Annotated in this window: 15 protein-coding genes, 1 tRNA gene and 2 pseudogenes; 10 read left to right on the top strand and 8 right to left on the bottom strand. The window is 62.8% G+C overall.

From position 1 onward, the window contains the following. Positions 1–246 precede the first annotated feature (246 nt). Positions 247–891 carry an FMN-dependent NADH-azoreductase gene (locus tag EOA79_RS09500; protein ID WP_067326803.1) on the bottom strand — a complete coding sequence of 215 codons (645 nt, stop codon included), beginning with the start codon at positions 889–891 and terminating at the stop codon, positions 247–249. 16 nt (positions 892–907) lie between these two features. On the opposite strand from EOA79_RS09500, the pseudogene EOA79_RS33485 reads away from it, so the two are divergent. Next, a pseudogene (locus EOA79_RS33485) lies at positions 908–1,030 on the top strand (LysR family transcriptional regulator); the annotation flags it as partial. On the opposite strand, the gene EOA79_RS09490 reads toward EOA79_RS33485, so the two are convergent. Further along, a complete protein-coding gene (locus tag EOA79_RS09490) occupies positions 972–1,598 on the bottom strand; it encodes a TetR/AcrR family transcriptional regulator (protein WP_127335059.1) in 627 nt (208 codons plus the stop codon). The pseudogene EOA79_RS33485 and the gene EOA79_RS09490 overlap by 59 nt on opposite strands. 66 nt (positions 1,599–1,664) lie before the next feature. On the opposite strand from EOA79_RS09490, the pseudogene EOA79_RS09485 reads away from it, so the two are divergent. Further along, a pseudogene (locus EOA79_RS09485) lies at positions 1,665–2,089 on the top strand (VOC family protein). Between the two features lie 15 nt (positions 2,090–2,104). Here EOA79_RS09485 and EOA79_RS09480 read toward each other — a convergent pair. Then, positions 2,105–3,052 (bottom strand): trypsin-like peptidase domain-containing protein, encoded by a 948-nt coding sequence (locus tag EOA79_RS09480; protein WP_095823212.1) that lies wholly within the window; start codon positions 3,050–3,052, stop codon positions 2,105–2,107. Positions 3,053–3,223: 171 nt separating this feature from the next. On the opposite strand from EOA79_RS09480, the gene EOA79_RS09475 reads away from it, so the two are divergent. The 3 genes from EOA79_RS09475 (at position 3,224) to EOA79_RS09465 (ending at position 5,722) form a co-directional block, all read left to right on the top strand. Continuing rightward, positions 3,224–4,096, top strand: a complete 873-nt coding sequence (locus EOA79_RS09475; RefSeq protein WP_095823558.1) for a S1C family serine protease — start codon at positions 3,224–3,226, stop codon at positions 4,094–4,096. 7 nt (positions 4,097–4,103) lie between these two features. Next, positions 4,104–4,751 carry a helix-turn-helix transcriptional regulator gene (locus tag EOA79_RS09470; RefSeq protein WP_095823211.1) on the top strand — a complete coding sequence of 216 codons (648 nt, stop codon included), beginning with the start codon at positions 4,104–4,106 and terminating at the stop codon, positions 4,749–4,751. A gap of 104 nt (positions 4,752–4,855) precedes the next feature. Then, positions 4,856–5,722 (top strand): NAD(P)-dependent oxidoreductase, encoded by an 867-nt coding sequence (locus tag EOA79_RS09465; protein ID WP_128292978.1) that lies wholly within the window; start codon positions 4,856–4,858, stop codon positions 5,720–5,722. A gap of 422 nt (positions 5,723–6,144) precedes the next feature. Here EOA79_RS09465 and EOA79_RS09460 read toward each other — a convergent pair whose 3' ends face one another. Continuing rightward, positions 6,145–8,271 carry an OmpA family protein gene (locus EOA79_RS09460; protein ID WP_128292976.1) on the bottom strand — a complete coding sequence of 709 codons (2,127 nt, stop codon included), beginning with the start codon at positions 8,269–8,271 and terminating at the stop codon, positions 6,145–6,147. A gap of 194 nt (positions 8,272–8,465) precedes the next feature. Between EOA79_RS09460 and EOA79_RS09455 the strand changes: the two genes are divergently transcribed. After that, positions 8,466–8,912, top strand: a complete 447-nt coding sequence (locus EOA79_RS09455) for a YcgN family cysteine cluster protein (protein WP_067326829.1) — start codon at positions 8,466–8,468, stop codon at positions 8,910–8,912. Between the two features lie 316 nt (positions 8,913–9,228). Beyond that, positions 9,229–9,579, top strand: a complete 351-nt coding sequence (locus EOA79_RS09450; RefSeq protein WP_067326832.1) for a hypothetical protein — start codon at positions 9,229–9,231, stop codon at positions 9,577–9,579. A gap of 211 nt (positions 9,580–9,790) precedes the next feature. Here the strand turns inward: EOA79_RS09450 and EOA79_RS09445 are convergent, their stop codons facing one another. Then, complete coding sequence (locus tag EOA79_RS09445; protein WP_095823208.1) at positions 9,791–10,501, bottom strand: SIMPL domain-containing protein; 711 nt, start codon at positions 10,499–10,501, stop codon at positions 9,791–9,793. A gap of 214 nt (positions 10,502–10,715) precedes the next feature. On the opposite strand from EOA79_RS09445, the gene EOA79_RS09440 reads away from it, so the two are divergent. Continuing rightward, a tRNA-Ile gene (locus EOA79_RS09440) sits at positions 10,716–10,791 on the top strand. A 106-nt stretch (positions 10,792–10,897) separates the two neighbouring features. On the opposite strand, the gene EOA79_RS09435 is transcribed toward EOA79_RS09440, so the two are convergent. The 3 genes from EOA79_RS09435 to EOA79_RS09425 form a co-directional block, all read right to left on the bottom strand. Beyond that, the gene (locus EOA79_RS09435) at positions 10,898–12,088 is read right to left on the bottom strand and encodes a site-specific integrase (RefSeq protein WP_091595079.1); all 1,191 of its coding nucleotides are present in this window, start codon (positions 12,086–12,088) and stop codon (positions 10,898–10,900) included. Further along, positions 12,072–12,317 carry a helix-turn-helix domain-containing protein gene (locus EOA79_RS09430; RefSeq protein WP_236387255.1) on the bottom strand — a complete coding sequence of 82 codons (246 nt, stop codon included), beginning with the start codon at positions 12,315–12,317 and terminating at the stop codon, positions 12,072–12,074. The genes EOA79_RS09435 and EOA79_RS09430 overlap by 17 nt, the downstream gene beginning before the upstream one ends. Positions 12,318–12,382: 65 nt before the next feature. Further along, the gene (locus EOA79_RS09425; protein ID WP_091595315.1) at positions 12,383–12,634 is read right to left on the bottom strand and encodes a hypothetical protein; all 252 of its coding nucleotides are present in this window, start codon (positions 12,632–12,634) and stop codon (positions 12,383–12,385) included. An 855-nt stretch (positions 12,635–13,489) separates the two neighbouring features. On the opposite strand from EOA79_RS09425, the gene EOA79_RS09420 reads away from it, so the two are divergent. Next, positions 13,490–13,882, top strand: a complete 393-nt coding sequence (locus EOA79_RS09420; RefSeq protein WP_126034263.1) for a hypothetical protein — start codon at positions 13,490–13,492, stop codon at positions 13,880–13,882. A 66-nt stretch (positions 13,883–13,948) separates the two neighbouring features. Then, positions 13,949–14,194 (top strand): hypothetical protein, encoded by a 246-nt coding sequence (locus tag EOA79_RS09415; RefSeq protein WP_126034262.1) that lies wholly within the window; start codon positions 13,949–13,951, stop codon positions 14,192–14,194. Positions 14,195–14,234 lie beyond the last annotated feature (40 nt).

The following is a 14,234-nucleotide window of genomic DNA, read 5'->3' as shown; positions in this document are numbered from 1 at the left end:
ATATAGAACAGGGTAATCGGCAGCGCCGCCAGTGTCAGCCCGGTGAACAGCTAGTCGGCGGTGAATTTCGCCGACGAACACCGTCAGCCCCGGCGGCAGTTTCCTCAAATTGCCGGAGGTGATCAGCACCAGCGGGAAGAAACAGTCGTTCCAGATCGGCACGGCTCGACGAACATGCAAAAAAGGCAGGCGCCGATCGGCGCCCGCCTTTTCATTCTCAGGGTTTTTCCGTTCTCAGGGCAATGATTACGCGGCCACGGCGATCCCGTCCGCGTTAGCAGCCGCGGCCGCGATCGCATCCACCTTGGCGGTGGCCTTGGCAAGCGCGGCGGTGACCGCGTCGGCGCCCATGCCGACGCCTTCGACGCGGATCACTTCGACGTCCGTCATGCCCAGGAAGGCAAGCACGCCGCGCAGGTAGGGGATGGCGTGATCCATCTGCACCGCGGCACCCTCGGAATAGATGCCGCCCGAAGCAAGCACGATATAGACCTTCTTGCCGGCGACCAGGCCCTTCGGGCCATTCTCACCATAAGCAAAGGTCCTGCCCGAGCGTGCGACGTGGTCGATCCACGACTTCAACGTCGAGGAAATGTTGAAGTTGATGAAACCGGTGGCGAGGATAATCGTGTCGGCCGCGAACAGCTCGTCGAGCACCGCGTCGGACACGCCGACCACCTCGGCCTGACGCGGGCTGCGCGCCTCGGCGGGGGTATAGATGCCGGTGGCGTAGTCGGGATCGATATGCGGCAGCGGATCGGCGACCAAGTCGCGCACGACAAGTGTGTTGGACGGATCGGCGGCGGCCAGCTTCTGAGCAAGATCGGTGGCGACGCGGGTCGAGTGCGAGGCGGCGCCGCGCGGGCTGGAGGTAACAAGCAGTATGGACATGGCGGTGTCCCCTTTCGACCGGAGCCCCAAGCCGGCGGCGTCGTGGCTCATCGACGAGTTCAAGCGGCAGCTCGGCTGCTTCAACGAGCTGGAGCCGGGCGTTTGGACGGACGAGGAGCCGGAGACAAGCCGTCCATGAGCGCCATCAGCACGGCGCGATACTCCTCGGCCGATGCGCCGGCCTCGATGGCCAAAGCCGCGCGATCGAAGGCGGCGGCCAGCACCGCGGCCAGCGCCTCGGCCGGCAGCTTGACCATCGAGCGCGCGCGCATGGCTGCGATCAGGCCTTCGCGCAGCGAGCGGTTGCCGTGGCGGTTGTCGATCTCGTCCATCGCCGCGCGGCCAAGCACGGCCGGCCCATCGAGCAGCAAAAGCCGCGTGCGGCCGGGCGCGCGCATCGCTGCGAGATAGGCGTCGGAGCCGGAGATCAAGGCATCGCGGGCCGAGAGCGAGGCGGGCGAGGCGCGGTCGATCTCCGCTGCGACGGTCGCTGCCTCCTGTTCGACGACCGCGGCGAGCAACGCCTGCTTGTCGGCAAAATGATGATAGAGCGCCCCACGCGTCACGCCGGCGGCGGCCACGATCTCCGGCGTGCCCGTCTCCGCATAGGATTTTTCCGTGAACAATTTTCGCGCCGCGCGGATCAGATCGGCGCGCGTTGCCTCGGTGCGGTCGCGGTTGGAGCGGCGTCCAGACTCTGGTTGCATACATACAGCCTGTATGTTAATTGCACTTACATACAGACTGTATGTTGGATGGCAGGAGAAAGAAAGATGAAGACGACCAGCTATTATCCGGTGCTGATGACCGGCGACGTCGCCGCCACGGCGGCCTTTTATGTCGAGCATTTCCGCTTCAAGGCGCTGTTCGACAGCGACTGGTACGTCCATCTGCAGTCGGCCGAGGATCGCCGCGTCAATCTCGGCATCGTCGACGGGGACCATGAGACGATCCCTGAGGAGGCCGGGGACGCACGTCCGGCCTGCTGATCAATTTCGAGGTCCGCGATCCCGACGCCGTCTATGAGCGCATCGTGGCCGCAGGCCTGCCGATCCTGCGCACCTTGCGCGACGAGCCCTTCGGCCAGCGCCATTTCATCACCAAGGACCCCAACGGCGTGCTGATCGACGTGATCAAGCCTATCGCGCCGAGCGAAGAATTCCTGGCGCAATACGCCAAAGGTGCGGCCGGGAGCTAGGCCGGACAGCGGGTCTCAGTTCGTCCGCGCCACCGGCGTCACGGCGACCTGGCTGACGCCGGTGCGGCGCACGACGGTGCAGAGCGTCTCGCGACCGATGCGGTCGGCGTCGAGCATGCGCACGAGATCATCGACGCCGGTGACCGGTCGGCCGTCGAGAGCGGCGATGATGTCGCCTTCCTTCAGGCCAGCCCTCGCGGCGGGGCCGTTCTTCTCGACACTGCGCAGGCGCACGGCCGTGTGGGTCGTGACCTGCGAGAGAAGTGCGGCACGGCGCGGCAGGTTGGTCGTATCGGCAGAGACGCCGATGAAGGCGCGGCGCACGCGGCCGAAGCGGATGATCTCGGAAATGACGAAATTGGCGATGTTGGAGGCGACCGCGAAGGCAATGCCTTGCGCGCCGTGGATCATGGCGGTGTTGACACCGACGACTTCGCCAGCCGACGACACCAGCGGTCCGCCGGAATTGCCGGGGTTGAGCGCGGCGTCCGTCTGAATGACGTCGTCGATCAGCCTGCCGGTCGAGGCGCGCATCGAGCGGCCGAGCGCCGAGACGACGCCGGCGGTGACGGTCCATTCGAAGCCGAGCGGATTGCCGATGGCGATCGCGATCTGGCCGCGCCTGAGGCGCTTGGAATCGCCGAGCGGGGCGATGTCGGCGAAGCTGCCGTCGGCGCGAACCAGCGCAATGTCGGTGTCGGGATCGCGGCCAAGCACGCGCCCCTCGCGCGAAGCGCCATCCGGCATCGTGACGCGAACGTCGCGGGCGTCGTCGACGACGTGGAAATTGGTGACGACCAGCCCGTCCTGAGCGATCACGAAGCCCGAGCCATGGCCGCCGGCACCAATGCGCTCGATGCGGCACACGGCCGGTCCGATTCGATCGACGGCGTCAGCGACCGTCGCCGAGTAGGCGTCGAGCAAGGCGTCATCGGATTGGAGTTTTTCGACGGCGAAGGCCATGGGTGGGGCTCCCGTGTGATCTGGCGCAAACGATGCCTATATGTGCGGAGCGGCAGCAATTGCCGCGACCTGACCACATGGCCAGTCAGGCACTCGACTAGCCGTCAGGCGAGTATTCGCGGCGGGGCCATGGAGCGATATCTGGGTCACAGAACCCAGGAGACCATCGATATGAGCAACTTCAACCTTAGTGCCTTTTCCGATGCCGTTGCCGATGTCGCGGCGGCCGCCGCGCCGGCGCTGGCAAGCTTCGCTACGCATCACCACCGCACCGCGAGCGCCTTCCACTGGCGCGACGGCTTCTTTGTTACCGCGGAGGAAGCGGTCGAAGCCGGAGAGGAGATCGAACTGACGCTGGCCTCGGGCGAAACTGTGAAGGCCGAGCTTGCCGGCCGAGATCCTTCGACGGGCGTTGCCCTGCTGAAGCCGGCTTCCGCCGCCGGTCTGCCGCAACTGGCTGAGGCCGCTGCCGTGCGCCCCGGCAACGTGGCGATCGCCGTCGGCAATAGCGAAGGGGCAGCACTTGCGGTCTTTGGCACGGTCGGCGAGGTCGGGCCCGCCTGGCGCTCGATGCGCGGCGGCGCGATCGAACGGCGCATCAATCTGGCCATCAACGCCGGCGGCCGCTTCGAGGGCGGTCCGGTGCTCGATGCCAAGGGCGGCCTGATCGGCATGCTCTTGTTCGGGCCGCGCCGGCGGGCGCTGGTCATGCCTTACGAGACGATCGAGCGGGCGGTTGCGACGCTGCGCGAGAAGGGACATGTCGCGCGCGGCTATCTCGGTGCCGGGCTGCACCCGATCCGCAACAGCGCCACCCACGGCGCCATGGTGATGAGCCTCGACGACAGCGGCCCGGCGAAAGCCGCCGGCCTGCATGTCGGCGACATCATCGTCACCTGGAATGGCGAGGCCGTGCATGGGCCGCGCGAGCTGATCCGCAAGCTCGGGCCGGACAGCGCCGGCACCACCGTGACGCTCGGTATCTTGAGTGGCGGCGCTGAGCGCGATGTTTCGATCACCATCGGCGAAAAGCCGTTGAGCTGAGAGGCCGATGGCAAGCAGCGCGATACAAACGATTGCTCGACCGGAACCGGCAAGCACCCGGCTGACGGTGCTGATCGCGCTCGGCGACGCGGCCCGCGCCGAGCAACTGGTCGATGCGCTTGCGGCGAGCGAGGACCTGCTGCCGATCCTCGCCGGGAGCGGCATGGGTCAAACGGCGGATGTCGCCTTGGTCGATGAGGCTGCTTCGGAAAGCCGGGCCGTGAGCCCGGCAACGCCATGTGTGCTGCTCTCGCGCCGCGCCGGCCATGAAAGGCCGGGCGGCAATGTGTTTGCGATGCTGCCGGGGTCCGCCGACGGCCTGCTGATTGCCGCCGCCTTGCGCTTGGCGGCGTCCGGCTATCGCATCAGCCGCGCAGGACCGTCAGATCTTGGTGCACATGGCGAGTTCCACGCGGGGGTGTCCGAGGACGAGACGCCCGACGACAACCAGCCCCGCGCGGCGTTGTCGCCGCGCGAAGCTGAAGTGCTGGCGCTGCTGGCGGAAGGCGCGCCCAACAAGGTAATCGCCCGGCGGCTCAACATCTCCGTCCACACGGCGAAATTCCACGTCGCCGCGATCCTGATCAAGCTCGGCGCCGCCAACCGCACCGATGCGATCGCCATCGCGATGCGGCAAGGGCTGGTGCTGGTCTAGACCCTTTCAGCACGACGCTGCGTAACCTCCGACCGGTGCGTTGGGCCTTGCGCCACGGCTGCCCGCCGCGCAAGTTGCCTCACTGTTGCAGAGGGAGCCGAGACATGTCGCTCAAGGGAAAGACGCTATTCATCTCGGGCGGATCGCGCGGGATTGGGTTGGCGATCGCGCTGCGCGCGGCGCGCGACGGCGCCAATATAACGATTGCAGCCAAAACCGCCGAGCCGCATCCGAAGCTGCCGGGCACGATCTACAGCGCGGCCGAAGAGATCGAGCAGGCCGGCGGCAAGGCGCTGCCGGTGCTTTGCGACATCCGCGACGAGGCTCAGGTCGGCGAGGCGGTGGCAAAGACCGTCGAGCGGTTCGGCGGCATCGACATCTGCGTCAACAATGCCAGCGCCATCCAGCTTACCGGCACGCTGGAGACCGACATGAAGCGCTACGATCTGATGCACCAGATCAACACGCGCGGCACGTTCCTGGTGTCCAAAATGTGCATTCCACACCTGAAGTTGGCAAACAATCCTCACATCCTGAATCTGGCGCCGCCGCTCGACATGAAGGCCAAGTGGTTCAAGAACCACGTCGCCTACACGATGGCCAAGTTCGGTATGTCGATGTGCACGCTCGGCATGAGCGCCGAGTTCGCCAAAGACGGCATCGCCGTGAATTCCTTGTGGCCGATCTCGACCATCGACACGGCCGCCGTGCGCAATCTCCTGGGTGGCGCCACGGTGGCTGCGATGAGCCGCCCGCCAGACATCGTGGCCGATGCCGCGCGCGCGATCTTCCTGCGGCCGGCGCGCGAGGCGACCGGCAATTTCTACATCGACGAAGAGGTGCTGCGGGCCGAGGGCGTCACGGACTTTTCGGTCTATGCGCCAGGCGCGGCGGATCAGCTTGCCGGCGATTTTTTCGTGCCGGACGAGGTGTTCGCCAACTCGCCGACGAAGGTCAGAAGGATCTATTGACAGCCCGCGGCCGCCTCATTCCGCCGCGCCCTTCCTGCCTTTCGCCGGAATTAGACGCGAGTTCGAGACGCTTCCTGAGATGTTCCGGGGCGGTTTCGCTCTGATCTACGCAATTCCGGACGCTGCGCATTTTCCTGGAATTGCTCTCTGGGGTTCGGCCGTATTTCCGGCAGGTGGGCTTATTTTTCAAGGTAGAAGCCCCGCCGGAGAGGGGCGCCGGCGGGGCTCATGTGTCCCGCTGGAGTCGGGACAGGGCAGGGAACGCCCTGACTGGAATCTGGGTGCCGCAATGCGGCGATTCAATGAGCACGGCGGGATGAGCGGGACAATTCTTCTTGAATTTCAAGAGAAAGGGCCCGTCCGGATCCGGACGGGCCCTTTCTTGTCGCGCTGCTTCCGAAAATCGGCTCAGGATCTTGAAGTCATTGCTCGTTGCTCGCCACAGGCGCCACCAGCGAGGTGATGCGGCGGATGGCGACACGACGGTTCTCGCGGTTCGGGCTAGACGTATTCACCTTGAGATATTCCTCGCCATAGCCCTGTGTCGTGAGGTTCTCGGCCGGGACGCCGAAAGCGTTGGTCAACGCCTCGGCGACCGCCTCGGCACGCCGATCCGACAGTGCGAGGTTCGCGTCAGGCGTACCGACGGCGTCGGTGTGGCCCTCGATCAGGAAGGTCTCGGCCGGGTTCTTCTTGAGAAGTTTGTCCATGGCGGTAGCCACGCCTTCGAGCTTCTGCACTTCGGTGTCGGAAAGAGTCGCCGAGCCGAAATCGAAGTTGAGCGTGTCGAGGTCGATACGACGGGCGATGTCGCGCACGCGGGCCGAGCGCTTGACCTCGTCGATCGAGTAGAGACGCTGCACCCTCTCCACCGGCGGCTGCTCGAGGAAGGTATAATACTCGTCCGGATCCTCGACTTCTTCCGAATCCAGGATGTAGTCCCGACGCGATATGTCGAGACGCATCGGCGGCAGGTCGTCGCCTGGATCGCGCCAGTCGTCGACATCCTGGTAATAGCGCTCGTCGACATAGCTCAGGACATATTCGCGCCCGTCAGGCGTGATGCGCGAACGCTGGACGATGTCGCCATTGCGGTTGCGGATGGTGACGATCTTGACGCCATTCTCGCGCTCCACGGTCTCGCGGGTGCGGCCGCGCGGCAGATCCTCGTAATAGACGTCCCTGGCGCCACGGGTGATGCGAGGAGCCTCGTTGCTTTCCACGAAAGTCTGGTTGTTGAACTGGAGGATCACGCGGTCGCCGAACTGCTTCACCACATCCGCGCCCTGGGGCCGGCGGCGCTCACGGACCACCTGCTCGGGCGTAAGTTCGATCCGCTTGCCCTTTTCCTCGGTGACCGGAACAAGCTTCTCAGGCTTGATCGCCTGCTGGGCCGCCTTGTCGTCGGTGGGCGGCGGCCCCTGATCGACCGCGGCAGGCCGCTGCTCGGCCTGATTGCCGCCCTGCTGTCCAGCCTGGTTGCCGCCTTGCTCGACACCGGCCTGGCCATTCTCGTTCTGGCCGGCCGGCTGGCGGCCCTTGCGCTTGCGAACGACATCCTTCTGGCTGTCGAGGATGGGAGCCTCGTTCGCGTTGGCAGGGGTCTCGCCCTGTGCGGCAGCGCCGGCGTTCGCGCCGCCTTCAGCCGGCTGCTCACCGGTAGCGGGCTGGGTGGTTGCCTGGCCTTCGCTGGAGGGCTGCTTGGTCGAAGGTTGCTCTCCCGTCACCGCCTGACCGGTGCCGGGCTGCTCGCCGACCGTCTTTCTACGCTTGGTCTTGTCCAGAGGCTGTTCGCCTTCGGCCGGTGCTGCTTGCTGATTGTCTTGCTGGGGCTCGGCCTGCTGTGCCTCGCCGGCAGGGGCTTCGGTCTTCGGCGCCTGCTCGGCCGGTGCGGTCTCGGTTTGCTGCTGATCCCGCTTCTTCCTGCGCAGCTTGTCCTGCGGCGTGTTGTCGTTGGCGGGCGCCGCCTGTTCGGCAGGCTGCTCGGCCGGTGCGGTTTCGGTTTGCTGCTGCTGGCGCTTCTTCCTGCGCGGCTGCTGTTCGTCGCTCGCCGGCGCGGCCTGTTCGGCCGGCTGCTCGGCCGGAGCGGTTTCGGTCTGCTGCTGGCGCTTCTTCTTGCGCGGTTGCTGCTCGTCGGTCGCAGCCTGTCCGCCCTGATCGGCAGGGGCTGCCTCGATCTGCTGCTGTTGATCGCGTTTCTTGCGCGGTTTGAGCTGCTGCTCCGCCGGGGCCGCCTCTTCCGCCTGGCCGGACTGCTGCTGGTCCTGCCGCTTCCGGCGCGGCTTCTGCTCTGGCTCGGCGGACTGTTCGGCCGGCGCCGACTCCGTCTGCTGCTCGCGCTTCTTTTTCCTCGGCTGCTCGGCTTGCCCCTGCTGGCCTTGCGCACATTCCTCAGCCGATTGGCCTTCGGCGCAGTTCGACTGCGCTAGGATAAACGGCGTCCCCCGCGAAGGGCCGAGATCGGCCTGCAGCGGATACGCGCCCAACGGCGCGGATGCCATTAGCAGGCCGATTGCCGTACCTGCCAGAATCCGTGGTTGGCGTTTCATATCGATTTTCTCCTACTGGGGTCCCATCCCTGCCCAAACTTTCAACAGCATCAATTGGTTCCGCCGGGCATTGTTGTCAGCCAAGGATGCCCGGCCGGCCTTTTGAAGGCAATTTCGTGTTTTTCTAATGTTGATAATGGGTCCTGTGACAGCAGTGCTTGACCGAGAGGTCCCGGAGGGCCAAATCCAGCGGCATGAATGCGCCATTTTGGAAAACCAAGACTCTCGAGGCCATGACCCCGGACGAATGGGAATCACTTTGTGACGGCTGCGGCAAATGCTGCCTGTCCAAGCTCGAGGACGAGGATACTGGCGAAATCTATTGGACGAGCGTCGGCTGCCGGCTGTTCGACGCCGAAAAATGCCTGTGCTCGGATTATGCCAACCGGTTGGCGCGCGTGCCCGATTGCGTCGGCCTCACACCGCAGAATGTGCGCACCATCACCTGGCTGCCCAAGACCTGCGCCTACCGGCTCGTCGCCGAGGGACACGACCTCTATTGGTGGCACAAGCTGGTTTCGGGGAGCGCCGAGACCGTGCATGAGGCCGGGATTTCGATCCGCGGCCGGGTGAAGGCCAAGGAAACGGATCTCGCCGAGCCGGACGACTATTTTGATTATGTGCTTGATGACGAACCTTGACGGATCCCGCATCTTGATGAGGAACCCTGACGGGTCAGCATCTTGATGACGATGACGAACCCTGACGGGTTCGCATCTTGATGACGAAGCCTGGCGGCTTCGCATCTTGAAACTCGAGGGAACTGGGGCCGCGGTGACGCGTTCCCCGCGTCAGATTTGGAAGTGCATTCGGGTGAGGGGTTTTGCCTTTTCTTCCACATGAACCGGACATGAACGGCCGGTTCGCACAAAGTTCAGACACAAAAAGGCATTTTGTAATCATTGGTTCGCCAATCATCCGTTCAAGGGCGCGAGGCCCACAACAAGGAGAGAGACAATGTTCAACCAGATCAAGACGGCAGCCCTTTCGGCCCTTGTCGGGCTTTGCACGCTCGGCGCCATCCCGGCGGCGCATGCGGACAGCCTCTATCTCGGCTTCGGCAACAATCACGATCCGCGCTTCGGCGTCTACACCGGCGATGATGGCTATTACCGCCGCGATCGCGACTGGCGCCGCCGCGGCTGTTCGCCGGACCGCGCGCTCGACAAGGCCGAGCGTATGGGCCTGCACCGCGTCCGCATCGTCGACATCAGCCGGCGAACGGTGAAGGTGGCCGGCCGTCAGTATGGCGACCGCGTGGTGGTGGTCTTCGCCAACGAGCGTGGCTGCCCGATCATCTATCGCTGAGGCTTTTCTGGAGCCTGCGAGGACAGGTTGGGCATGATCCTCTGCAGGACCAGCTGACCTTCTGCGAGGTCGGAAGCAGGATGACTCTCGCCGACGTCACCTGTGAGTAGTGGAGCCCCTTCGGCCAGTGCTGAAGCGTGGCTCAGATAAACCCCGGAGGATCGGTCCTCCGGGGTTTTGTTTTTGTCGGATTACCAAAGCGGCGGGCAAGCTATTTCAGCTCGAACGTGACGGTCACCTGGACGGTGTAGGAATTCTCGCCGGCCTGCACCGGCACGGCGGCGCGGGCGGCATCGAAAGCCTTGGCGTTCAACGGCATCGGCGCCGGCGCGACGTTCTGGTCGGTGATCTCGATCACCTTGCCAAGGTTGACGCCGGCGGCCGCGGCGAGCGTCTTGGCCTTGGCGAGCGCGTCGGCAACCGCCTTCTTGCGCGCCTCGGTGATCGTGGCCTTCGGATCATCATTGGTGAAGGCGATGCTGCCGCCCTGGTTGACCCCGAGCGACACCGCCTTGTCCAGGATGTCGCCGGTCTTGTCGACGTTGCGCACGCGCACCGACAGTGTGTTCGTCACCTGGTAGGCAACGAGTTCGGCTTCCTGGCTGCCGTCCGCCTTGTTGGTGTAATTGTAGCGCGGATTGATCTGGATGCCGGCTGTCTGCAGGTCGCGATCGGCAATTCCGGCCGATTTCATCGCCGCGATCACGGCCGCCATGGCATCATTGTTGGCATCAAGCGCGGCGCGCGCGGTCTTTGCCTCACGCATGACGCTGAGCGTCAGGATCGCCATGTCCGGCGCGACAGTCGCTTCGCCTTCGCCCGAGACGACAATGCGCGGAGGCGGCTGGGTGTCGGCGGCGCTTGCCAGCGCCGGAAACGCGATCGCGGCAGCGAGCGCGACAGGCAAAAGATACTTGGTCATGAAAACTCCTCGAAATCTGCGATCCGGTATCACCTCTGCCCAGACTCGAAAAAGGCATCGATTCCCGGCGTTGCGGGCAGTCCGGACCAGTTCACGCGCCTGATGGGCGCGCACACCGCTGTACGGAGCGAATATGAGCTGATTTTGGCATTTGCCGCCAGCGCTTTCGAAAGCCTTGTGCCGGGCGGCGAAAAACACTAAGCCAGCCCGCGTGGGGCCTGTAGCTCAATGGTTAGAGCCGGCGGCTCATAACCGCTTGGTTGGGGGTTCGAGTCCCTCCGGGCCCACCATAACCATTGTTTTTATTCACAAAAAGTGCCCTCGGCCCAAAACGTTTTGGGCCCATTATGGGCCCAAAGCAGGACCGTGGTCCCGGTTTGTTCCGACTCGATTTGATTATCTGACGATGCGGAGGTTTGCCCGCCGCTTCATGGCGTCGCGTTTGGCCTCGCGCTCGTTGATGGCACGAGCAATATCAACCGCGATCCGCTTCTTATTGGCCTCACGCACATACTCATCTGTTACCGTCATGGAGGAATGACCCATCGCCTCCATGATGGCGCGCGCCTGGATGTTGCATTCAGCGAGGTAGGTGCCGAAGGTGCGGCGCAGGCCATGAAGCGTGTAGCCGCTTGGAATTCCCGCCTGCCGCGTCCAGTGCTGCATCATGCCGGTCAGGCTCTTTTCCGAGAATGACCTGCCATAGGCGTTCTTTAAGACCGTGCCGCCTCTCGAGCGATCGAGCAGGTCCAAGGCCGTTGCTAGTTTGTCTACGACTGGAATGAACATCTCCCGCCCGCCATGGCGGTTGCGGTTCTTCTTCTGGCGGAAATCAAAGGCCTCGATTAGCACCAGCGAGCCGTCGAACAGTTCGATCTCTTCGGTTAAAAGATCGTCCCACTCAAGAGCAGCGATATCGCCGCGCCGATTTCCAAGCCAGAACCCCAGTGCATAGCAGGTGCGCGCGGCTGTACCGATGGGGTGTCGCTCCTCGAACTTTTCGCGCATCGCAATTGGCCAAGCTGGGTTCTTGGTCGATTTGGGCACCCGCACGCGGATAGATAGCGACGGATCATCCTGCGGCTTGATCCATTTTTCGACATCGGTCGCGACCCATAGAAGCTTCTTGATGGCGACCAACGTGTGTTTGGCGACTGTGCGGTTCGTCCTGAAGATGCCTTCAATGATGGCGCGAAGCCGATCCGCGTCGAGATGTTCAACAGGAGTATTGCGCCAGGTGAGTGGGTAGTTGGGATCGACCGGCAGGTTGAGAAAACGCTCAATCAGTCGCGCATTCTTCTGCTGCGTGGCTTCATCAAAGCCCAACCACTCCATTGTCGTTTCAAGCCGGCGCGCGGCATGACCAAAGGTTTTTGGCAGTGCCCGACCGGGCAAATCGACGATAACTGCCTTCTTGCCTTGACCCTGCGTGGCCTTCTCGTAAGCCGCCTCGAACTCGGGATCGCCGGGCTTACCGGGAAGGCGGATTTCAGGCATGCCCTTTGCGCGGTAGCGATAGATTAGCTTGCCGTTCTTGAGGCGCGAAGATACCCCAGGGTAACGGGCATCCTTAAATGGCCGAGCCATCAAATGCTCCTTTCAGTCCGGGGGACCCTTTCAGACTCGCCCGTAGCGAAAGGGTTTTGCTTTTGATGGCAACGCGCAGGAGCACCGGGTAACGAAACCCTCTTCCTTGCTCTATGCCTTCAAAGGTGCGCCTCGGTATTCCCAGTACCTTGGCCGCGGCTTCGGCAGTAAACCCTTCCTTTGCCCGCCATGCTTTCACGTCTTGCGCAAGTTTCTCATTCTCGTTCACATCATGCCTTCCGCACGGGCTATCATCGTACTACGCCTGCAGCGTATACGCAACGAGCGTAGTTGCTATCTTTTTTCCACGCCCCGTTTGCTTCGTTCCAACAGCTCTTGAAGGCCGCTGTCTTTGTCCGGCAACGAGGTGAAAGCGATATCCAAGGCTACACGATCCCAGACAGCGCGGCTATTGATGCGCTTGGGCTTTGGCATACGCCCATCGGCAACCATCTCGTCAAAAAGCGTCGATCCGACACCGATGTAACGAGCTGCTTCCTCACGAGATAGCCCTCGTGGGGGATACGAGATTGCGTCACTCTTCATGGACGCTGCCTCGGTCCTGATACTCCGGGCGGGTTGGTGTCGAAGCACAAAGCCGCATCCTAGTTGCCATTTCGCTGCGAGCAGATCGTGTTGGGCTAAAATAAGAAGAGCCTCGTTAAGCGGAAGCGGCCTGACTAGCTCGTGCGGCGTAAACTGGTAGCAACGTGTGGACTGTGGATCACGGGAGGAGAGCGTTTCTAAGCGGACTCGTGGGGCAAGTCGGTGGACGGCTACATTGCATTGTGCACGACCGGGGCTAACCACCTGCGACATCCCGCTGGCCCTCTTGCGCACCCTCCCTCAGTGTCGAAATCGGAGCCGTTATCCCGAGGACCGTCGAAAAACCGCCGTCGCAGAGTTGCCACTCTTTGGTGCTGAAACCGATATTTCTAATCATATCGGTTTTAACTCATCGCTCAAACTTTAGATGGAGCAAGGCAATTTCGGCTCGTCGATCGAAGTCGACGAGGGCGCCGCACAACGATTGGCAGCTTTGCGCCAGGAGTGGCGATCAGCGAGCCACTACTCAGACGTCCCGTTTGGGCCGACAGTAGGCGGTCGGGTCTTGGCGAATGAAGATACGAAAGCAGCCGGTCACCGACGTGCTTCGCATGGCGTCCGGCTTCTCTGTTAGGATGTGTTTGAAAGACGATCGCTGCATGGTCCAAGTTTCGCCCTCGACACCAGCTCTCGATCTGGACATTAAGAAAAGTCCGCAGTGTTCGGAAGAATTCCGAACTCTACGGCCGCATCGTCAACGACATTGCGCCTGATCTGATGAGAGACAGGTACACTTTCAAGGACTTGTCGGATTTCGAATACAGGGCTCGCGACGAATCGATCGGGCGGGCGTACATGGGGCACATCTATTGGACGGAGATGCTGTACCGGGCGCATATGGCTTCGGTCGCATCGGTGTTCCGTACGTCCAGGTGGATCAAGGTGGCGGTCCGCGAACATGAGGCGGGAAGTCTATATGGCTGCGCGTCGGCGTGTAGAAGCCTGATCGAATCCGCAGGCGATATAAACCACAGCCTGGGACCAGTGGCCCGGACGCTCGCCTACAACAAGGATGCGATACGAGCCGAGATTTCGGGTCAGGCTGGGGAGCCCATGCTGTCCGCTAAGGAGTTGGAAGACACGCTGATACACTTCACGCATGCCCGGAAGGTGCTGAAGACCGAAAAGACACCGGCAGTCGCAAGGCGATGCAGACCTTCCAGTACGTCGACCACGTGGATGGAATGAAGATTCCCGGCATAAAGCCGTTCCTACGCGAAACTTTGCGAGATCGGTCACCCGGCTGCCGACTCCGTGTCGGTGACCTTCGTTGCCAATGCCGGAGCCTGGATCGTAGACCCCGGCAACGAGATCGTCGTTCTCAAGGCGTTGCTCGCTGAACGGCAAGATACTCTCTCGGGCGTGCTAATGGCGTCGTTCAATGCCCCGCTCTTAATCCTAAGAACCCTTCACGCGTTCGATCTTTTCACGAGGCTGCGTAAGTACCATTTCGATGAAATTCCTGAGTGGAAGAAGATCCAAACCGCGCTGCGATCGTAGGCCATGAGCGGATCGAAAGACGTTCCGCCTTTCGACACGC

It is taken from the genome of Mesorhizobium sp. M1A.F.Ca.IN.020.03.2.1 (assembly GCF_004023205.1).
GTDB lineage: Bacteria > Pseudomonadota > Alphaproteobacteria > Rhizobiales > Rhizobiaceae > Mesorhizobium.
The sequence above is the reverse complement of the archived record's forward strand: the minus strand, read 5'-3'. Positions and strand labels throughout refer to the sequence as shown.